This window comes from Paraburkholderia sp. BR10923, assembly GCF_040948765.1.
Lineage (GTDB): Bacteria > Pseudomonadota > Gammaproteobacteria > Burkholderiales > Burkholderiaceae > Paraburkholderia > Paraburkholderia youngii.
Map to the genome: position 1 here is coordinate 150,990 of NZ_JBFPKO010000020.1, position 20,526 is coordinate 171,515.

At 58.9% G+C, this 20,526-nt stretch carries 20 protein-coding genes and 2 pseudogenes; 9 read left to right on the plus strand and 13 right to left on the minus strand.

Annotated features, from left to right (window positions below; translation table 11 throughout):
- Positions 1–108: 108 nt before the first annotated feature.
- The 4 genes and pseudogenes from AB3X94_RS29970 to AB3X94_RS29985 form a co-directional block, all read right to left on the minus strand.
- Positions 109–408 (minus strand): annotated as a pseudogene (locus tag AB3X94_RS29970) (hypothetical protein); the annotation flags it as partial.
- Between the two features lie 174 nt (positions 409–582).
- Positions 583–1,671, minus strand: a complete 1,089-nt coding sequence (locus AB3X94_RS29975; protein WP_368613479.1) for a hypothetical protein — start codon at positions 1,669–1,671, stop codon at positions 583–585.
- Positions 1,672–2,196: 525 nt separating this feature from the next.
- Positions 2,197–2,448 (minus strand): hypothetical protein, encoded by a 252-nt coding sequence (locus tag AB3X94_RS29980; protein ID WP_176106392.1) that lies wholly within the window; start codon positions 2,446–2,448, stop codon positions 2,197–2,199.
- A 414-nt stretch (positions 2,449–2,862) separates the two neighbouring features.
- Complete coding sequence (locus tag AB3X94_RS29985) at positions 2,863–4,671, minus strand: cytochrome P450 (protein ID WP_368613480.1); 1,809 nt, start codon at positions 4,669–4,671, stop codon at positions 2,863–2,865.
- Positions 4,672–5,154: 483 nt separating this feature from the next.
- Between AB3X94_RS29985 and AB3X94_RS29990 the strand changes: the two are divergent.
- From AB3X94_RS29990 to AB3X94_RS30010, 5 genes and pseudogenes are all read left to right on the plus strand, one after another.
- Positions 5,155–5,322 (plus strand): annotated as a pseudogene (locus AB3X94_RS29990) (IS30 family transposase); the annotation flags it as partial.
- Between the two features lie 272 nt (positions 5,323–5,594).
- Entirely contained in the window at positions 5,595–5,948 is a 354-nt protein-coding gene (locus AB3X94_RS29995) for a ketosteroid isomerase family protein (protein ID WP_368613481.1), read from the plus strand.
- 6 nt (positions 5,949–5,954) lie between these two features.
- On the plus strand, positions 5,955–6,077 hold the full coding sequence (locus AB3X94_RS30000; protein ID WP_255214999.1) for a hypothetical protein: 123 nt from the start codon (positions 5,955–5,957) through the stop codon (positions 6,075–6,077).
- Between the two features lie 300 nt (positions 6,078–6,377).
- A complete protein-coding gene (locus AB3X94_RS30005; RefSeq protein WP_368613482.1) occupies positions 6,378–8,084 on the plus strand; it encodes a 3-(methylthio)propionyl-CoA ligase in 1,707 nt (568 codons plus the stop codon).
- Positions 8,085–8,683: 599 nt separating this feature from the next.
- Positions 8,684–9,838 (plus strand): ABC transporter substrate-binding protein, encoded by a 1,155-nt coding sequence (locus AB3X94_RS30010; RefSeq protein ID WP_246392141.1) that lies wholly within the window; start codon positions 8,684–8,686, stop codon positions 9,836–9,838.
- Positions 9,839–10,130: 292 nt separating this feature from the next.
- Here AB3X94_RS30010 and AB3X94_RS30015 read toward each other — a convergent pair whose 3' ends face one another.
- The 6 genes from AB3X94_RS30015 to AB3X94_RS30040 form a co-directional block, all read right to left on the minus strand.
- A complete protein-coding gene (locus AB3X94_RS30015) occupies positions 10,131–10,487 on the minus strand; it encodes a nitrile hydratase accessory protein (RefSeq protein WP_184228467.1) in 357 nt (118 codons plus the stop codon).
- A gap of 35 nt (positions 10,488–10,522) precedes the next feature.
- Entirely contained in the window at positions 10,523–11,179 is a 657-nt protein-coding gene (nthB, locus tag AB3X94_RS30020) for a nitrile hydratase subunit beta (RefSeq protein ID WP_368613483.1), read from the minus strand.
- A complete protein-coding gene (gene nthA / locus AB3X94_RS30025) occupies positions 11,176–11,865 on the minus strand; it encodes a nitrile hydratase subunit alpha (RefSeq protein WP_368613484.1) in 690 nt (229 codons plus the stop codon). The genes nthB and nthA overlap by 4 nt, the downstream gene beginning before the upstream one ends.
- A 562-nt stretch (positions 11,866–12,427) precedes the next feature.
- Positions 12,428–12,724, minus strand: a complete 297-nt coding sequence (locus AB3X94_RS30030) for a RidA family protein (protein ID WP_312883545.1) — start codon at positions 12,722–12,724, stop codon at positions 12,428–12,430.
- A gap of 389 nt (positions 12,725–13,113) precedes the next feature.
- On the minus strand, positions 13,114–13,338 hold the full coding sequence (locus tag AB3X94_RS30035) for a hypothetical protein (RefSeq protein WP_176123685.1): 225 nt from the start codon (positions 13,336–13,338) through the stop codon (positions 13,114–13,116).
- Between the two features lie 275 nt (positions 13,339–13,613).
- Positions 13,614–13,817: a cold-shock protein gene (locus tag AB3X94_RS30040; RefSeq protein WP_176106399.1), complete on the minus strand. Its 204-nt coding sequence runs from the start codon at positions 13,815–13,817 to the stop codon at positions 13,614–13,616.
- Between the two features lie 459 nt (positions 13,818–14,276).
- Between AB3X94_RS30040 and AB3X94_RS30045 the strand changes: the two genes are divergently transcribed.
- The 4 genes from AB3X94_RS30045 to AB3X94_RS30060 all read left to right on the plus strand — a co-directional run bounded on the left by AB3X94_RS30045 (position 14,277) and on the right by AB3X94_RS30060 (position 16,916).
- A complete protein-coding gene (locus AB3X94_RS30045; protein ID WP_176110446.1) occupies positions 14,277–14,981 on the plus strand; it encodes a hypothetical protein in 705 nt (234 codons plus the stop codon).
- Positions 14,982–15,210: 229 nt separating this feature from the next.
- Positions 15,211–15,627 (plus strand): CopG family transcriptional regulator, encoded by a 417-nt coding sequence (locus AB3X94_RS30050; RefSeq protein WP_176106400.1) that lies wholly within the window; start codon positions 15,211–15,213, stop codon positions 15,625–15,627.
- A 33-nt stretch (positions 15,628–15,660) separates the two neighbouring features.
- The gene (locus AB3X94_RS30055) at positions 15,661–16,764 is read left to right on the plus strand and encodes a PHB depolymerase family esterase (RefSeq protein ID WP_368613485.1); all 1,104 of its coding nucleotides are present in this window, start codon (positions 15,661–15,663) and stop codon (positions 16,762–16,764) included.
- Positions 16,761–16,916, plus strand: coding sequence for a hypothetical protein (locus tag AB3X94_RS30060; protein ID WP_246391884.1), 156 nt, complete (start codon positions 16,761–16,763; stop codon positions 16,914–16,916). The genes AB3X94_RS30055 and AB3X94_RS30060 overlap by 4 nt, the downstream gene beginning before the upstream one ends.
- 407 nt (positions 16,917–17,323) lie before the next feature.
- On the opposite strand, the gene AB3X94_RS30065 is transcribed toward AB3X94_RS30060, so the two are convergent.
- The 3 genes from AB3X94_RS30065 to AB3X94_RS30075 form a co-directional block, all read right to left on the minus strand.
- Positions 17,324–18,022 (minus strand): TonB family protein, encoded by a 699-nt coding sequence (locus AB3X94_RS30065; protein ID WP_368613486.1) that lies wholly within the window; start codon positions 18,020–18,022, stop codon positions 17,324–17,326.
- A gap of 261 nt (positions 18,023–18,283) precedes the next feature.
- Entirely contained in the window at positions 18,284–18,586 is a 303-nt protein-coding gene (locus tag AB3X94_RS30070; RefSeq protein ID WP_303246658.1) for a VF_A0006 family four-cysteine protein, read from the minus strand.
- 130 nt (positions 18,587–18,716) lie between these two features.
- Positions 18,717–19,241 carry an AAA family ATPase gene (locus tag AB3X94_RS30075; protein WP_368613487.1) on the minus strand — a complete coding sequence of 175 codons (525 nt, stop codon included), beginning with the start codon at positions 19,239–19,241 and terminating at the stop codon, positions 18,717–18,719.
- Positions 19,242–20,526: the final 1,285 nt, after the last annotated feature.

Here is a 20,526-nt window from a genome sequence, read left to right on the forward strand (position 1 = left end):
GGCACGAATAGAATCGCCATAGGGGCCGTCGAAGGGGTGTCTACGACCGCGATGTTTTAGTGCGAAGGAGACGGAGGGAGGAAGCGGCGAGCAACATTCGCCGCTTCTTTATTGCAAATTGCCCCAGCGGGCGACCGCCGGCTCGGCCGTCGCCCACTTCCAGCCCTTGTCCTGCTGGCACGCGCTCGCCGCAAACCACCTCTCGGGCGCGTTCGGGCCGTCGCCGTCCTGCACCGAGAACACGAAGTCTTTGCACAGCGCGAGCGCCGAATTGACCGCGCGCGTCACGCGCACCTGGCCGTGACCGTTTTCGATCGGCAACGTGTGCTTGACCGACCACGGTTTCGTTTCGCCGACCGCCATCGTCCCAACCAGCGCGATCGTTGAAGCATGCGAGTGTCGCTGATCGGGCCCTGAAGGGACATTCAATCATCGATAGTGAAAGGCCGATCGACTACCAGGAGCAGACGAAGGCGGCCACGCCAGAGTTGCGTCGTCGCCGGTACGGCAACGTACCGGCCAACGTGATCGCAGCGAAACCGCACACGGCGATCACGTCACCCGGCAATCAATGCGCGGCCGTTATTGCTGGTCGCCTGTCGGTACAAAGACCATGCCGTGCGGATTGGCCAAATTGGTGACCAGCGGTAGAAGCGCTCCGCTCCGCAGATCGAGTTGGCCAACATAAGCCGGCACTGCCGGCGTGCTACCCGTAGCGGCCACTCCCGTCGAGGCGGAGAAAGCTGCGTCACGCTGCCAGACATTGGCGCTGATCTTGTACACCATGTTGGCTTTCGTATCGGACACCAGCAGGTAGCCCCGTCGCGCAGTGGCGAATACCGTGTCGTCAACCTGCACGTTGCCGAGAAGTGGCAGATATTGCACGCGCGGTTCATCGCCCGACGTGCGTAATAGGACAAGCTGGCCATCTCCTTGATCATCGAGCAGTACATCGCCCGACGGCGTTAGCGTCATTGAATCCGGATCGGTCAGGTTGAGGGTCGCCACCGTGCCAAACGGAATGTTCCTGGCGTCGAGCGAGCCGCTCATAACCGGCGTGACGTCGATCCTGCAGCTGTTTGCGTCAAGGTGCACAACGCGAACAATCGCGGGCCCCGTATTCTTGCCACTCGCGTTAAGGGTGGGATTGGAAGCACTGAAGTAGGCCTGGCCGTCCTTGAACACGATGTCGTCATAGCCGCCACCGTGCAGCGTTTTGGCGAAGGAATACGGCTTGGAGGCCTGGCCGGTCGCGGGATTGATGATGACGAGGTTCGGATTCGCATCCTCGTTCTGCATCGCCCAGATCTCGCGCGTGTACGGATTGACCTTCAGGCCATCGTTGTGTCCCGCGACTTGATACGTTTTCACGACGCTGCCGTCCAGCGTGTATTCGACAATCACGCTCATTGCGCCATTCGAGCCATCCGGTGCGCCGTTGTTTGCATAGCCGACCCAAACGTGATCATCAAGCACGGCCAGTGAGTCAGGTGCGCTCATCAGCCCGCCTGAACCCGTCGCGAACACGGCCATGCTAAAACCCGGAGTGACGAGCGGCTTCGCCGAGGTCTGCGCGTCGGCGGCACCAGCCGCGAAGCAGAATGCGGTGAACACTAGCGCGGTGCGGCCGAAAATGCGGCTTGTTGCGTAAAGGGGGTGAATGCTTCGCATGCTCATCTCCTGAGGCAGCTATGCAGTCGGGAAAGTCGGGGCACCGTCGTTTCCGAGGCGGCCGGTAACAAACCGAAATAGATGGAAACATGGGCGCGTGACTTAAGCGTGACGGCGCATGAGACGCCGGTTGATATGGCATCCGTTTCGACTTTCTTTCCGCGAGCGTAGGGCGAGTTGCCGTGATGGTTAGCGGCGGCGTGACAACGACAACAGTCAATCATGCAGTCGCTGATGGGAGCCGGCTCTGGAATCGATCCATCCTGCCGTCAAGCGCGTGGCGAGTGCAATCAGCGACATCGTTTGGCTCATTCGCCACCATGAACGGACATTGGCCGATCAGACGCGGCCGACCGGTCATGGCCGGCTGCCGCCCGACGGGATCGGCCGAAACCGACCGACAAGAGACCCTCAGTTTCCCTAATAGCCGTCACTCACCTTTACAGTGCGGTCCTGTGTAATCAACTCGGGTCCTGCGCCTTGATTCATGCGGCGTGACGTGAACGCTGCATCATGTTGATTTCATCATAGGCGGCGTAGCCGTCGCAACTGGATTGGCAGACAACGGACCATCAAATGCAATGCCAGCGGAACTAGCACACCGTCGTCCACAATCCCGACGAATGGAACAGCAACATTGAAAGGATCGACCGCGTACAGAGCCACCAGAGCGGTCGCGGGCATCAGCCATCTTGGACGGTCGGGTTGCCGCAGCGCATATAAGAGCACGCGCAAATCGTCCCTGACCACCTTCCATAAAAATGCGATTTTTTTCATTCCGACAGCTCCGCGCCCTTCATTTCCTTAGACGGCCGTTTCTCACAGATCACATCCTACTCCTGGATACTTGGTCGGTGATGGCCGATACAAGTCAACCAAATTCGGCCCCTTTTCTTTTGATTGTTGGCGAGCTGCCGGCGCTCAGAAGCCAGGAACGTGGAAACCGCGACATAAGCGAGACTGAAATCAGCAGTGGAAGCACCGAGGTTCGCCGGATCGACGTGCGGTTCGATTTCGATGCCTGGATAATCTCACCTTCCACTTCGTTCGGGGGGTGAGGGACGTCGAGCGGGGTACTGATCGTTCAGTTCGCGACAATGAATCACTGATCGGAGCGGACCCGACCTGCAAGATCTGGCGTCGTGAGGTTGAGTTCGCTGTCCCGGATCAACGCTGTTTGCCTGAGGCCAGTCAGTGACGTTGTTCCAGCCTCACAAAGAGGCCTTCCGGGAACATCGTGAACTCAAATATCTCGTCCACAGCGGCGGTTCGGTCAGTTGCCTGGGATATGTTGAAATTGCGGCACATCATTGCGAGCGCCGATTTAACTTCCATCAGGGCGAGCTTGCGACCCGGACACAACCGGGGTCCTGAGCCGAATGGAACGAAACCTACCTGATGGCTGCTCGTCGCACCGGACGCGCCGAGCCAACGGTCAGGGTCAAATGTTCGCATTGGGGAAACGCTACCTGGTTGCAGCGCGGGCTGTCGCGTCAAGAGCGTCAGCACCGTACCCTTGGGAATTGCGATGCCATTTAACTGGACATCGAAATTCGGCTCGAAACTGGTAACCGGGGAAACCGGCTTCAGACGCATGGTCTCTTTGGTTACCGCGTCAAGATACACGAGATCATCAAGTGCATCCGCGTCTTCGAGTATTGCGCCCTCCCCGATGACAGAATCGACCTCAGCTTGCATTTTGTTCTGGACTTCGGGGTGAGTGCACATGTGATACGCGATCCAGGCGATCGTATTGGCGGTCGTGTCCTCGCCGGCCAGCAGTATCGTGAAAACATTTGCCATCACTTCTTCGTCCGTTAGCGGTGCCTCTCCTTCCTCTTGCGCCGTGAGCAACGCCTCAAGGAGGTTCGAAGGAAGCGCGTCAGTGATCGCGTCTTGCATCAATCGGGCGCGATTGCGTGTGATGAGAACCTGTGTCAGAGCCCGCACGGCCACCAGAGCCCGGTCAAGTTGCCTGTCCGGTGCCAGTTTGAAGTAGTGCCAATAGGGGAACGGGGCAATTATCCGTCGCTGAATCATTGGAAACATCACTGCGAGGTGCTGCTGGATGATTTCGCCATCACTCTGGAGGGTGTCCATGTCATAGCCGAACGCAAGATTCGTCGCCACGTCCACTGTGTAGCGCATGAGCTCCTGGCGAATGTTTACGGATTGACGATTACGCGCGACTGTCTCCCATCGACTAAGTAGCCGCGAGGTCATCATGCGCATCGAGGGAAAGAATGCGCGAAGGTGGACCGGGTCAAGTGCCTTGACGACGAGTTGTCGCTGTCTCCTCCAGGTATCGCCCTCTGCCGAAAACACGCCATCAACACCAATTTCATGCGCGACGCGCTGGATTACGTCCCAGCGGCGATAGGTGCCCGGCCGGTCGTGGAGGACCTGATTGACGAGAACCGGATCTGCAATCGCAACGAATCTCCGACCCATTAGCGTGTAGGTGTACATGCTGCCGAACTCTCTACACCAGTTCTCGAGCAGCAAATGCAACTGGCGGGTCCTGAAGTCCAGAAGGTTGCCAAGGAGCGGAACACCCTTCGGTCCCGGAAGCTGCTTAACGCTACGAACCGGTGATGGGCGGGCGGCCTGCTCGACAGCAGCCGCGCAGGAGGATTGTTGCGCCTTCCATGCAAGCACTTCATTTCGATCAACCTTTATTTCCCCGTTTTCGATAATTGCTTCGAATCGCTTCAGATCTGAAGTGCTGATACCGCGCCTCTGTCCCGATGGACAGGCGAATTGCCAACCGTGCCCCCTGCAAGTAAGTACGTCGTCCTTTAATGCGCCCTCTGACAACAGGGTACCCTCGTGCGGACATCGGCCCTGGTAAATGCAGACGCCTTGGGCGTGCCTGATAACAACCAGATCAATTCCGTCGAGGTGAGCCGCCTGGACGTTTTCGTCCTCCAGGTCTTTCGTCCGTGCGACGACTACCGAATCTTCCGGGGCCGGCTTTACGATCTGAAGAGTTGAACTCATGTTCGCGCTCGTTCCCAATGAAGCGCCCTCATCACGGGCAGGAGGGCGCGAAAGACCGTTTGGCTTTGTCGCGGTCCCGCTCGGGAAGGGTCGAACCAGCTGCCAGAAAGGTGCGGGACCGCGACGCGGGAGGAGTATGGCAGCAACCGCGAGCGCCAGAAGTTCGGCGGACGGCCTTAACTGCATGAACCCCTGCACCGGCATCGCGTGTGAATCTTCGAGCGCACCAGGATGCGCTCTGTGACTGCATGATAGCTGTCCCATGCTACCAGCCAAGTGAACTTTCTAGTTTCACGCCGCCCTTCTAAAGCTGTCACCGACAGATCCTGGAACTCCGCCCACAGCCCCTTGTTGCGGCGCTTTGACGGAGTGTGGTGGCACCAGCGTGCGAAAGGGGACACCGCCATTTGATCAGCTTGTGCTCTGGCCACATATTTGCCCACCCGATTGCTCCCTTGTCGCCGGCCAGACGACGCTGAAAGTATCGGACGCAGTCCAACAACCGTTTCACGAGAGCTCACGCGCAATGCGGCGACACGTGGTGGATGCCTCGCGTATCGTGCTTCGGTCGCGCAGTGGAAGGCGGCACGGTTCGCCAAACGACCAAAGCCAGCGAAGCTGTCGACTAATGGACGGCTGCGCCAATATGTAACTGCGGATTCAACCGGTCGATGTAACACTATCGACCGCGTGAGCAGTGAGTCAGCGGACCGCCTGAAACAGAAACATTCACTATGAGCGTGACGAGTTCACCGGCGTAGCTTATTGCAGTTACGGGTCAATCCGGTTTGCTAACGTTTGGTCAATAGCATTAGCAATGATCTCCGTTAATTGATTACGACACGCCCATCCATATACTCCACGCACCTGCGAGAGGCCGAAGTGAGTTAAGCGTGAACGTGAGTGCCGCACGACGAGCACTCATGCCGCTCGCCGACGTTCACTACTGGAGGCAAGCGATTAACAACACCTTGAAGCACTTCGGCACATGCGGACTTTTTGCGCTGCCAGCGCTCTTCACTATGCATCCCGCGCTTGCCCAGAACAAGCTCGTCACGGATGCGAATGCAACATGGAACAAAGGCGACGCTCACGGGCTCGCCGCGCTATACGACGAAAAGGCGATCGTATCGCGGGGTAACGGCAAGATCGTTCAAGGGCGCGACGAAATAGAAAAGCTCTTCAAGAGCCACTTCGATGCCGGCGTTCACGATCACGCGATCGACGTGGTGCGCGCGAGCCAGGTCGGCAACGTGATGTACGAAACGGCCGACTGAACTGCGGTGCAGGAGAAGGATGGCAAGAAGCCGCAATACAAAGGCGTATTGCTAAAGGTGATGACGAGGAGCACGGACGGCAAGTGGCGCACGATCGCGCACACATGGAATGCGGAAGAGAACAAGTGAAGGGCATCTGGCACGTTCAGGAAGTAGACGAGGCATTCGAATGGCTGCTTTCTAAGCTACCTGAGCGGCAACTATTGGGCCGGCTACCGTCTGACATGCGCATGGCTAGTCTCAGCGTGCGGATTGCGGGTGCTACAGACGCGAGACATTAACAATATCCATCTTATCTATTTGCAACACTCGCAGGCCTCAACTATGGTGAATAACCGGAAGGCTTGGCTACCGGGCGGGTGACGTGTCCGATATTTCTAGCACTCTTACGCGATTCCGGGCTCGCGGCAATAGCAGGGAGACTCGGCTATGACGACACCGCTGCTCGGACAGATGATGGACGTGCCGCTGACGGTTTCCTCACTGCTGGCCCATGCGTCACGGCACTTCGGCACTACCGAGATCGTGTCAAAGCGCATCGAAGGCGACGTACATCGCTACACGTATCGCGACTGCGAAAAGCGCGCGAAGCAACTGGCGCAGGCGCTTATCGCGCTGGATGTGCAGCCGGGCGAACGGATCGGCACGCTGGCATGGAACGGTTACCGCCATCTGGAAGCCTATTACGGCACGACGGGCTTCGGGGCCGTGTGTCATACCATCAACCCCCGGCTCTTCCCCGAGCAGATCGCATGGATCATCAACGACGCCGATGACAGCTACGTGCTGTTCGATACGACGTTCTCGCAGCTGATTGAATACCTTGCGCCTCTCTGTCCCAAGGTGTGTAGGTGGATCGCGCTTGCCGATGACGCGCATCTGCCTGCGGTGCAGACGCCCATACCGCTCATCAGCTATGAGACGTTTCTCAAGCCGCACGACGGCGCATTCGACTGGCCGCTCCTCGACGAGCGCCAGGCATCGTACCTTTGTTACACCTCGGGCACGACGGGCAATCCAAAGGGCGCGCTGTATTCGCATCGCTCCACGGTGCTGCACGCGTACGCCGGTGCGCTGCCGGATGGGATGTGTCTATCGGCGCACGACTCGGCGTTGCCTGTCGTGCCGATGTTTCATGCGAACGCATGGGGCATTCCGCATGCCGCGCCGCTCACGGGCGCGAAACTCGTCCTTCCGGGCAAAGATCTCGACGGTAAATCCCTTTTCGAGCTGATGCAGGCGGAGCGCGTCACGTATTCCGCCGGCGTGCCAACCGTCTGGCTTGGCCTGCTCAACTACATGAAGGAAGCGGGCGTGCGGTTGTCGTCACTGCAACGCGCGGTGATCGGCGGGTCCGCGTGCCCGCCGGCGATGCTGCGCACCTTCGAGGAATACGGCGTCGAAGCCATTCACGGATGGGGCATGACCGAGATGTCACCGCTCGGCACGCTCGCAAAACTCAACTGGGAACAATCACAGCGGCCGCCGGAAGAGCAGCGCAGGCTGCGCGAAAAGCAGGGGCACGTGATCTACGGCGTGGACATGAAGATCGTCGGCGACGATGGGCGCGACCTGCCGTGGGACGGCATCGCGTTCGGCGAACTGCACACGCGCGGTCCGTGGGTGATCAAGCGGTATTTCCAGAAGGATGACTCGCCGCTCGTCGACGGCTGGTTTCCGACCGGCGACGTGGCCACGATCGACGGGGACGGTTTTATGCGGATCACCGACCGCAGCAAGGATGTGATCAAGTCGGGAGGCGAGTGGATCAGTTCGATCGAAATCGAGAACATCGCGATCGCGCATCCGGGCGTCGCAGAGGCAGCCTGCATCGCCTGCGCCCATCCGAAGTGGCTGCAGCGGCCGCTGCTCGTCGTCGTCAAACGCAAGGACGCGGAGGTCACGCGCGACGAACTGCTCGCGTTCTACGAGGGCAAGGTCGCGAAGTGGTGGATGCCCGATGACGTTATCTTCGTCACCGAATTGCCGCATACGGCCGTTGGAAAGCTGCACAAACTGAAGCTGCGCGAGCAGTTCAGCGACCACCTGCTGGCGTCGGCGCTCGAAGTTGAGCCCTGTCCCCTTGCCGACGAGCGCGCAATGGAAGGCGCCGGGTCAAAACCTGCGGCGGAATAATCGAAAAGGAGGCTGTCAAAGGGACCGCCACCGCACCGCCATTTGGTGCAGCCGGCCGTGGGTGACCCCAACCCGCCACAGACAGACAGCGACATGCACGGCGGCTATCAGCAGCAAACAAGACGCCAGCAAAGATTGAATGCTCAGTGCAGGCGCTCAGCCCGTCGTGAGAGCGACACACGACTCAGCCCTGCCAGACTCGTGGGCGCCCACGTCCGACGGACAATCTTGCAGCCGTCGGCTGTCGGAGGCGAGCTTCCGGCCGGCACAGAAGCAGGCGTACGCTACCATTTCCTCATCACCGCCGCACATTCGGCGCGGCCGTCGCCGCGTTTCATCGCATGTTTGCGCGAGCGGTCGAATATTCACTACATCGCATCTTTACCTGGCATTTTGCGCAGTCCGGACTAGCATCGAATATAGCCGCGATGTGCAGGTTCGACGGGCTTCGAATCTCGTTCAGATGCTTTTCTTCGCGGGCGCGGGACGAGAAGCAGAAACCGCGCGCAGGTAGAGGCACGTGGAAGTACGTGGAGGTAGCGATGTACATGAGATCACCTATGCTTCGCCTGCTGGGGGTCGCGACGACTGTCAGCGCAATGGTGATGTACAGCGACGCGCGCGCAACTGGCGATGCAGTGACCATCGCATTCATCACGGATTTTTCCGGACTGTATTCCGAAGGTGATGGGCAGGGCGGCCTCGAGGCAATTCGAATGGCCATTGCGGATTTCGGAGGCCAGGTCAACGGCAAGCCGATCAAGGTGCTCTATGCGGACCATCAGAACAAGGCCGATATAGCAGCATCGGTCGCGCGGGAATGGATCGACCGCGAGAGTGTCAATGTGATTATCGGCGGGACGAATTCTGCAACCGCGCTTTCCACCAATCAGATTGCCGGAGAAAAGAAGATTCCCTACATCAACGTAGGAGCCGGCGCAGATACGCTGACCAATGAGCAATGCACGCCTTATACGGTCCACTATGCGTACGACACGATGGCCCTTGCAAAGGGAACCGCTTCATCAGTGCTTAAAAGAGGCGGAAAAACATGGTATTTCCTAACCGCCGACTATGCGTTCGGCAAGGCGCTTGAGAAGAACGCCTCTGATGTCGTGAAGGCGAATGGCGGCCAAGTGCTGGGATCTGTTCATCATCCGCTCTCCGCGTCGGACTTTTCTTCGTTCCTTCTTCAGGCACAACAATCGAAAGCACAGGTCCTTGGACTCGCGAACGCTGGCGGCGACGCCGTCAATGCAATCAAGGCCGCGAACCAGTTCGGCGTAACGAAAACGATGACGCTGGCCGCGCTGCTTATCTTCATCAACGATATCAACAGTCTGGGTCTCGCGACGGCGCAACATCTCGTGCTGACGGATAGTTGGTATTGGAACAAGAATGCACAAACACGCAAGTGGTCGCAGCGCTATTTCGCGAAAATGAACAAGATGCCGTCGAGCCTGCAGGCCGCCGACTATTCCGCAACGATGACCTATCTGAAGGCAGTGCGGACTGTCGGCTCGACCGAACCAGCCGCGGTCATGTCGCAGCTAAAGAAACAAAAGATCGACGACGTGTATGCGCAAGGATATATCCGGGAAGATGGCAGCATGATTCACAATATGTATCTGATGGAGGTGAAGACGCCGGACGAATCGGAGCAGCCGTGGGACTACTGCAAGATCATCGAAACGATTCCTGGTGAACAGGCGTTCGGCAGCAAAGCTGAGTCTCGCTGCGCGTTATGGAAATGAAGCCGTTGGCTCGGGTCGGTCTCGTGCTCGGTAAGCCTTCGTCCGGCGAAACCTCTGCGCCAACCTTGCCGACCGGTTGCGCAATGGTCCCGTCCGCGTTCAGCGGCACGTGACCCGAGACAAATGCTTTTTTTCCTCTGACACGCACCCATTCAAATGGCAACGCATACGTACATTCGCCGGAATTTGTAGCGGCTGTGGTAGCGCCAATCCCATTTTCGCTAACTTCGCTTCGATTCTGCCCATATCTCTCTCCTCACCCATCGCTAAGTCAGCGATGCCGGTTTGCCGCTCAGTCGAGTTCGATCGGCCGCCCGTGGGGGGTGCGGCGCGCCGCTACGTCCCATGCGTTTTTCCGCTCTACCAGTGCATCGCGCGTCAGGCAGCCCTTCGCGGTCGCGATCTGTTCGAGCGCGGTCAGCCAATGAACATAGTAGGTGTCGCCGTGGTCCGGATCGCCTTGCGCCTGCGCGTCGCGGATAGCATCGGCGAGTTGAGCCGCCCATTCGGCCCAGGTGAACACGCCGCGCTCATGAAGCGAGAGCGCCATCGCAAAGGCCGCCGCCTCCCAGGGCGCGGAGAAGACGGGGCCGGCATCGTCGCGTGGCAAGCCGGGCAGTGCATCGAGTGACACCGGGGGCGCAGTCATGAAAGTCTTCCTCGATGAGCGAACGCGCATGTCGTTCAGCACCTGTCCAGATACGGCTCCCAGCAATCGGCGCAAACGGAAGCGGCCGTGGTATCCCGGCCCCACAATTCGACGGCATCGAAGCTCACCGTGTACAGCCACTGTGGATCGTCGCCGCGGCCCACCGCGTTCGAATCAGGAAACACATGCGCGCCGTGCACTGCGACGACCCGGCCGCGCTTGCCACGGCAGTAACGCGGCAAGCGGGTGTGCGTTTGCGGGTTGAGCAGTCGCGTATGTACCTCGTCGCCGACGGCAAAACGGGCCGGATGCGGCGGCGTGCGCATCACGGGGCTCCCGCTAAAGAGCGCCTGGTTGACCTGGTCATGAGCCAGCACGCGTGGCACCGGCGCGGCGGGATGCCGTGATACGCCGGAGTCGATCTCGTCGGGCGTGGCGAGGCCCGAGTTGACCAGAAGCTTGCACAAGCCTGCAAACCAGATCTCGTAATAGCTGCTAGACAGATACTGCGCCGGCGGCAGGCTCTCGCGCGCAGCGCGCGACATATCGAGATTCCATGTGCCCGTCGCACCCATCGTGATCGTCAGCGCGAGCACATGGCGCTCCCAGTCGGCGTGGAAGTAAGGTTCGTCGACCTCGGGCACGACCGGCCCGAACGACTGCATCCCGCCCAGATCCTGCGCGCCGTTCACGATGAACCTACGTTGGGGATTGTCGCCTGCTGCGCAGGGAGCGGTAAGCCTGTGCCGATCATCGAGTCGCGCGTGACGAGATCGGCGAGTTCGTCTTCGTTCAGTGCGTCGGTGCCGGGCGGACGCATTGGCAGCACCAGATAGCGTACCTCGGCCGTCGAATCCCAAACGCGGATCTTGATGTCGTCCGGCAACGCTACGCCAAACTCCTCTAGCACGCCACGCGGGTCGATCACCGCGCGCGAGCGGTACGGCGCCGACTTGTACCAGACGGGTGGCAAGCCGAGCACGGGCCACGGGTAGCACGAGCACAGCGTGCAGACGACCATGTTGTGTACGCCCGGCGTGTTCTCCAGCGCGACCATGTGCTCGCCCTGACGCCCCGCGAAGCCAAGCGACGCGATGGCAGCTGTCGCATCGTCGAGCAGCCAGTGTCGAAAGTCCGGGTCGCTCCACGCCTTTGCGATGACGCGAGCGCCATTGCGCGGACCCACTTTCGTTTCGTAGGTTTCGATCAGTACGTCGAGCGCTTGCGGATCGACGTAGCCCTTCTCGATCAGAAGCGATTCGAGCGCACGCACACGCAGATCCATGTCGGGCAGTGCGCTGCCCTCATGTCCTTCATGCGCCTGAGGGTGTTGAGTCGCGTGACGCCGCGAAGGGTCATGTACGGGGTCGTGACTCACCTGGATCCCCTTCGAGAATGCGACATTCACAGAGTATGGACGGACAAGACGTTGAATGCAAACGGCCGATCCGCGGTTTCGGGCAGCATCATCGATCAGTGCGACGCCCACCGTCAGTTCCTGTCCGAACGTGATAATGCCCTTCTTATGCGTTGAGGCTCGTAAATGACCGTCGAACTCGACCCCGTGAGCCGTACGGACCCGGCAGGCCATCGGCTTTACCGGACCGGTACCGGTCAATCATACCGAGCACCCAACGTTACGACATGCGGCAGTCGATGCTTACCAGCTCCAATGGTCGCGAGGGCTCGTCCGCGCTGGCTGTAGAGGCCATGGCAAAGAACCCAATGACATAGTGAGACGATCGTCACGGTCCGTCGATCTCGACCTCCGCCTCGCATTCGACGGGCACATTCAAAGGCAACACCATGCCGACTGCCGAGCGAGCGTGTGTCCCGACGTCCGGACCGAATAGGTCAAGGATGAGGTCCGAGAAGCCATTCGCGATACGCGGAGTCTGATCGAAAGCCGGCGCGACATTGATCATCGAGAGAACGCGCAATCAGCCTGTAATGCGGTCCAAGTCGCCGAGCGCCCTCTGGAGACTCGCCAACTGGGCAAGAGCCACGAGGCGTGCTGCCGCATACGCTTCGGCCGGGGACACTTCGGCGCCCACTTTGCCAATGGGTTGCGCTATGGTTCCATCCGCGTTCAGTGGTACATGTCCCGAGACAAACGCGCGTTTTCCACTCACACGCACCCATGCGAACGGCAGTGACATGCGTGCATCAGCTGGCATCTGTAGTGGCCGCGGTAACACCAATCCCATCTCCGCCAACCTTGCTTCAATTTTGGCCATGGCAGTCTCCTGAAGACGTACAGAGCACGTTAGATGCTGGGGATCTACTCTTCCCCATACGGAGGTTAGCGGGATGCCCGGCGCCTTAGCATGGCTGCCCGGAAAATTCCGGGCAATACCGCTTTTTTGGCGGCAACGACCGTTTGCTCTGCTTGCGCAGTCGTGCCACTGCCGCAGCCTTTTTGCGCTTGCGTTCGGTGGTAGGTTTTTTCACGGGCCGAGCCCCGCCATCTTTCAGGCCACTATCGGCGGGCCAGAAGGACGGTGGGCCGATAGCCGCGCGTGCCGACGACGTGCCGCTCCAAAACCTGCGGGATGTTTGAGCGCCTTTGGTTGCAACCGCCCTGGCGCTTCGAATGCGCTGGATGTTTCGAACTGTGGAGTCGCCCTTAACCGCGGGTGTCGACCCAATTGCGTGCCCATTGGCTGGAGTACTGCAACGCCTGCTCTTCACTCGTGAAGTAGTCGAGTGAATAGAACCAGTAGCGGCCTTCGGCTCGCGCGTTATCGAGGCGTTCGAGCAACAGGTTGGATGAGAAGTTACCGTCGGGCAAACGATGCGCCGAGGATTGGACGGCATAGCCGTTGTATTGTTGAACTTGTTTGTTTTGCATTTTAGTTTTAATGATATTGGAGTGCGCACGTACTGTACGAAAGGGCACGCGTGCGTTGACCCAAAGCCACTCGAGCCGATTCATCAAGCAGTCGGAAGGCGAAAGATGGCGTTGAGGCCTGAGGAGAGAATGAGGCGCAACAAGGCGTATGGCGCTCGCTAAGCTGCCGAATCAGCAGATGCAGCTAACGGCGATCGCGCCAACTTTGGGAGACAAAAACTCCGCGAGGGTGTCGCTGCAACCCGGCGTTCGTCGAATGCCGGGTCCTTCAAACTTTACAGCGGCTTGATGTTAGCCGCTTGCGGACCCTTGGGGCCTTGCTTCGTTTCGAAGCTCACCTTCTGATTTTCAGCCAGCGTCTTGAAGCCGTCGGCCCGGATCTCGGAGAAATGAGCGAACAGGTCGTCGCCGCCCTTGTCCGGGGTAATGAAGCCAAAGCCTTTGCTGTCGTTAAACCATTTAACGGTACCGGTTTCCATGAAGAATCCTTGAGAAAAAAATGAAGACTTGCTCTGTCAAAGAGCGCTTGAAGCTTCAAGGAGGGAGAGGACAACGAATACCGCTGAGGAGCGAGCAATTGATGAACAGCAATCGAACTTCTTGAACTTCGAACGGCACAGTACCCGCCAGGCGGGTCAGAGTCAACACTTATTTTGCAACCATTTCAGCAGGCGGGCCGCGCTGCTGACGAAGCGATGCGACACCGCTTGGCTGTGCCCCTTGCCTGGCATGGCATGCCAGGCAGGTTATACACCGCGCGCCTTTGTATCAGATTAGTGGATTGACGTCTGGCTGTTTCCAAAGGGGCAGCCGACGCTGGAATGACCTGGCTACGTGACCAGGTGATGAACGCTTCATCGCCAATTTTTACCGGGATGACCAGGCTGAATCATTACAATGCCTCGACGAACTCCCTTCGACAGCATGAAATGAGAAATATGCTGACTTCCTTTTTCTGGAGCGGCGACGCCATCCGCAGTCGACGCGTAAGTGACATCGTTTTATGGACCACGCTCGATGTACCTTCACCCCCTGCGCCCGTGGTGGCGGATTGGCAAAGAGAGATATCGACGCGACTCGCTCTGGAACCTGGGGATGTCGAGGCAATGCCTTTGGCGCGCACGCAAGTGCGCTGGCCGGCCTACAAGCGCTGCGTGCAAGCCATGTCCGATTGGACGTGCGCCCTGGGACTGCCCGCGGTGCTCGCCGATAGTGGCATGGCGCTGATGGCCTGTCGTGGCGCGAGATATCACCATGACGGTGAGCAATATGGCAGTGCCGCGTTTTGCAATCTGTTCCTGAGTGAAGACAAGGGCCTGGACTTGCGGTTTCCCTCTACGGGTCAATGCATTCCCCTCAAGCGCGGAACAGCCGTCATTTTCGATACGGGCCAGCCCCATGGCGTGATTCAGCGTGGCGGCGAGAGTTTCTCTGCGGCCGACTTCGCGCCCGACCAGGACTTCACCCAGATTTTCTTGACGTGGGAGCTTCCGATCGAAGACGCCAATGTCGGGCACGCACTCAAGGTGATCTTCGACATCGACCGCCCGTCGTCGCAGCGATTAGAGGAGGAGCAAGTCTGGATGAACGGCGCACCAGCCGCCGTGTGCCCGGAATCCGGTCGCTGGCACCGCGCTGGCTGATTATCGGCGTAAGGCCCTGGGACCGTGGCACTGGAACACGAAGTACACGACTCGCAATCCATCTCGTCCTCGCGTCGCCTCGACGCACACCGACATCGCCTGTTACCTCCCTGCCCGCGTCTTTCTGCCGATAGACCGCACACGGGCCAATCACAGCGATCAGCGTTGACGCCCTCTTGAAATCATCCTATAACCATCCATATGGATGGTGACTGGAGGATTTCTGCATATGGCAAAAGAAGTGCCGGATCGCTCGCGAGGTAGCGAGACCGAAAAAATTACGATCAATCTTGGTCCAGTCGATCTGGGGCAAATCGATTTGCTCGTCGAAGAGGGCTTTTACTCGAACCGCACGGATCTGATCCGTACGGCCATCCGCAATCAGCTGTCGATTCATGCTCCTGCCGTCAAGGAAACCGTAACGCGCCGTGAGCTTGTACTGGGTCTCCAGCATTTCTCGAAACAAGACCTCGAGGCAGCATGCGCGGCCCGTCAGCGACTCAGAATTCAGGTGCTGGGACTGGCGAGCATTGCTACAGACGTCTCACCCGAACTTGCGCTGGCAGCGATCGACTCGATTCTGGTTCGAGGCGCACTCCATGCCTCACCGGCGGTCAAGGCCGCGCTGGCGGATCGAATTCGCTGACGTCCCTGACTCTTTCCCGCTATCGGAAAAAACATGAAACTCAACGAAGGCTTTCTGGACTCGATGAAAGAGGCGTTCGCCCTCTTTCGCCGCAATGACGCCGCGGCGGCCGCGGAGATCGTCAAACGCGCCATGCGTGGCGAGCCGACGGACGTGGCAACCGCGCATGCAGACCGGCATGAGAACACGACGACAACGCGCTTCGCCGACCTCCTGCAACCCCGGCATCGCGCCCATCAGACGCAAACCGAACCGGACGTGCAGGATCGTGGGCACTTCAGCATGCGGCGCTACGTCAACGCCGCGGGCCAGCGTAACTACAAGGTCTACGTCCCCAGTCAATATCGCAGTGATCCCCTGCCCCTCATCGTCATGCTGCACGGTTGCACGCAGGACGCTGACGATTTCGCAGCCGGCACGCGGATGAACGCCCTTGCCGAAACGCACGGTTTTATCGTCGCTTATCCGACCCAGCCGCAACGCGCAAATACCTCGAAATGCTGGAACTGGTTCAGGCCTGCCGATCAGCTGCGCGACCACGGCGAGCCGTCGCTGATCGCGGGCATCACGCGCGAAGTCATGGCAAATTACAACGTCGATCCGAAACGCGTGTTCGTTGCCGGTCTTTCGGCCGGCGGCGCGATGGCGGCGATCGTCGCGCAAGCCTATCCCGATCTGTACGCAGCAGCGGGTATTCATTCGGGCCTGCCCGTCGGATGCGCGCACGACTTGCCGTCCGCGCTGGCGGCAATGCGCGGCGGCAAGACCGGCTCCAAAGCGCGCAAACCTGGCCGAGCGGACATTCACGACACGCAGGCGTCTCAATGCCCGCTCATCGTTTTTCACGGCGACGCGGATGCGACCGTGCATCCTGCCAACGCCAACGGATTGGTACACGGATTCTCCTCAAGTGATCCGATAGCCGCTCGCCCGTCGGGCGCTAATGGGCAGGCGCGCAAGCATACGGTCCGGCACATGACGTCACGAGCCGGGGTACATGCCGAACTATGGATCATCCACGGCGCGCCTCATGCGTGGGCCGGAGGCTCTTCAAGCGGGAGCTATACCGATCCATCCGGCCCCGACGCCAGTGCGGAGATGGTGCGATTTTTTCTCGAGCATCCTCGTCGTCAGTGAGCGTCCAGCGCGCCGCGCTGCTGTATCCGGTGCAAGGAGGGCGCGCAACGGAGGCGCAGGTTGCCATGCTCCTTTCCCGAACGCGCCTGCCAACCAATCTTGCGATCATTGCCGTCGAACTGGCAATCGGTCTGGCGCTCCTTGTCGGTTGAGCGAAAGGGCTTATTCGCGGTGTTGAAGGCGGGTTGCAGGTACTCGGTGTGTCTGCCCTCCTGTTGTCACCCATCATCATGCGAAGAAGGCACAAACGGAGCAGTCACTTCGTGCGACGAACGAGCGGTTGTGTTGATCGATCGGAGGGCCGATCACGGGGCGGAGCCGACGCACGAATGTCCGATCGAAAACGCAGGTGAACGGCGGTTCGTGGCCGGGTTCTGCCTGACGGCGACCGCTGGCACTTGGCCGCCACCGGGCCGTCGGCGAATGCACCAAACCGACCCTTTAGGGACAGTCGCAAATCTCGAAAGCAGTCGTTCGCCCATTGCAGACGGTCACACTTCTCCCGAAGCAGTCGCGTGAGCACCGTCAGCCGATTATTGTTTCATTGTGCGCGATCCACTCAATGATGCCGTCCCCAACTGCGAGGTACGCCGGCGTTCCGTTTCGGCACTGGCTCCTGCTGATAGAGCGTGATCTTGATGAGCGCCGGCGTTTTCCCGCTATCATCGGTCGGCAGCGGATCGGAGAGTCGAACCGCATTTAGAGCGGCTGCATCCCATGCAAAATTACCGCTTGACTGAACGATCGTTGCCGACAACAGCTTGCCGTCCGGAGCACATTTCACTGAAATCACAGTCGGCAGACTGACGCTGTCGCCATGCCATACGAGGTGAGAGTGAACCAGACGTCTGATCTTCTGCGGCAAGGGTTGATGTGCCGGGCCGGCCACAAACACGAAGGTCGTCTCTATCGGGATGCTCTTGCCGAATAAGCCCGGAAACGGCTTGCAGGTGGCCAGACGTGACTGACTTAGTGCAAGGTCGTCAAAAGCAGCGTTGCCAGACGTTTGCGCAATCCTGGCGCTTTGTACTTTTCCCTTTTCGTCGATTATTACGGCGACTGAGGCGAGTCCAAGCGGGACCGTCCCGTAGGAAGCGTTTGCTGGCAAGCCATACTCGCAAGGTATTTCGTTGGCAGATACCAACCGAGCGGATGTTGGCACAGCGTCAGCGCTCGTGCCCGCGTCGTTCTGCGTGCTTGCCTGTGCAAGAGCGGAGATCGCATATAGACCAAACAATAACGTTGCAAAGCGCTTCATGCTTCGATTGTCGCAGAATGAACGGGCGCAATAATGGCATAGCCCTACCGATTGTCAATGATCTAAGCGACTGCATCGAACGTCTCAAGCTGGCCGCACAGGGCCCGACGGCGACCGGTTCAGGACGACTCGGACCTTGGGACCTTCCGAAAGGAGCCGTCCATGCCACGGTCACGCTACGTCACGACGGGGCGAGGTCAACGAAACAATCGAAACTGAATCTTGCGAATCTCAGCGCTGCAATCGTCAACGACGTCGGTGCTACATCTGATTTTGACGTCGGCATGCATGCAGTATCTCGTTGACCGCGAACGCTCCTCTCACGGTTTGCACATTTTGCAGAACACACAAGTGATACGCTCTTTCGCGCGGCAGAAGCATTGCGCCATTTCGGTAAAGCGCGTCGCACGAGTTGCTAATCTCGCGAGCCGCAAAGCTGCTCTGACTATTTGCCAACGAATGCAGAATGCATTGATCGTAGTCTGAATTATCACCACCGTATGCCAAGGCCGAGAGCGGGGTAGCGAGCGTGATCGAGAGAAAGAGATAAGCGAGTTTGAGCATGCTTGTAGCCGAGGTCCGGAGGTATCACAGGGTGCAGCCACCGATTGTCGACGATTCAGGCCCCAATGTCGAACGTCTCAGACTGGCCGAGCGCCGCCTCATGCAATCAGCATGCTCGGCGTCTCGCACGCTAAACCGTTCTATTATCCGGAGGTGCCGCTAATAGGTGCTGCATGATTGCTTCAACGGCTTGTTCGACCGAAACCTTTGCGGTGTCGACGACGAGGTTTACCGATTCCCATGGTTCGTATTGACGTTCGAGCACGCTCTTCCATGTCGGCAGCTGGAAGCCCGGGATATCAGCCTTTCGCCCCTCGACCCTCTGACGATGCATCGCGGCATCCGAACAAACCAACTCGATTTCGAAAATTTGCACACCTGCGTCGAACGCCACATTTGTCCAGGCGCTACGCGTAATGTGCAACGAATTGATCGAGTCCGCGACGACGGTCAACCCAAGCCGTAAGTTATCGCCCGCAACTGCATATGCGGACAGGTAGCCGGCAGCTCCGATATCCGCCTGCCCGTCCCCGGACGCGATGAATGCCTGTTCCAACGTGTCGATACGCAGATAAACTGCGGCGAGCCTACGTGCGAGTGTTTGCGCTACCGTTGTCTTTCCGGTTCCCGGTAGCCCCCCGAAGGCGATCAACATCCCCAATGCTCCCTGTATAGCGGTCTGTCTAATTGTCGCGGATACCGGAGGAGACCTTGAGTGACCGGTCATGGCCGCACTGAGTCCAACGGACCAACGCGGTGATCGCGTCCAGTGCGCGCATTATTCAAAAAGCATAACCCGAAACCGCCCTTCAATTGGCCGTTGACTACGTACGCTGAAAAGGCCGTCAGTCGCGGCGAGAGTTTCGCTTATCTGAGCGCCTAGCGAATCGCCTCAGATCTAATACCCGGACGCTTTTGCTGTAGCCCCCACCAAAGACCGTCGCTATCACCAGCGCAAATGATCCGATTACGAACAAAGCTGTCGATGTTGGATACTTGCGCACCATGAGTACGCAGTAGACGGCAACTGCCAGTGCCGAATATGAGACCCATCGATAAGCCGTTCGCTCAAGTAACGTTAAATCATCCTTCCACTTGTTTTTGTCCATTTTGTCTCGTACTGGATCGTTGGCAGCTAGATTGTCCAGGATCGATCACGTCTCGAGGTGGGCGTGAGGTTATGGATACGGAAGAACGATTGTCGACGATTCGTGCGGGGATGTCGAACGACCGGAAGTGGCCGGGTTCTGCCGGATGACGACCACGGACAGTGGTCTGCCACCGCGCCAGCGGTGAATGCACCAGATCGACCCTCTGCGGACCTTGAACCCGGTGACGCCTCTACGGCCGCTTTGCGGGGGTTCAACGGTCATCCACACTTCGAGTCGCCTGGCAAATCGTTGCCCACAACTGTTATTCGCAGTTTCGGAAAACCGGCTGAATCTCGCCGAACCCAAATTCTCGGACCAACCGAGGCCTTAGCGCGTCGTTGCGATCAGCATGGCCTCCCTGAAGGTTGGCCATCCTATGCCGTGCGTGTTGACAGAAGCGATGCTGCCAACCTCGCGCCGGTGCAGTTCGTACATAGCGACCCAAAGCAGGTGGTTTTCGACGTTCAGCAGCGCTGGCCTGAACGCCGACATCAGGACGACGCCCGGAAGGAGCGACTGCAGGGTGATCCCAGTCGTGTACGCACCCGCTCGGCAAGCCTCCTTTGCATGCCACCCGGCGCACCGCGAATATCCTGGTCCCGCTGCAACAAGAATCGCAGGGAGAGAGCAAACATGGACTGGAAACGCTGGTACAGCTTAATAAACCTTAACAAAATGAACAAAGGGGCTGTTTACTCTCGATGAATCCTGTTAACCTTTTCATTGTTTCGACGACGAAAAGGACATGGCTAAACCCATACTCGACGACGAACTTTGGGCACTCATTGA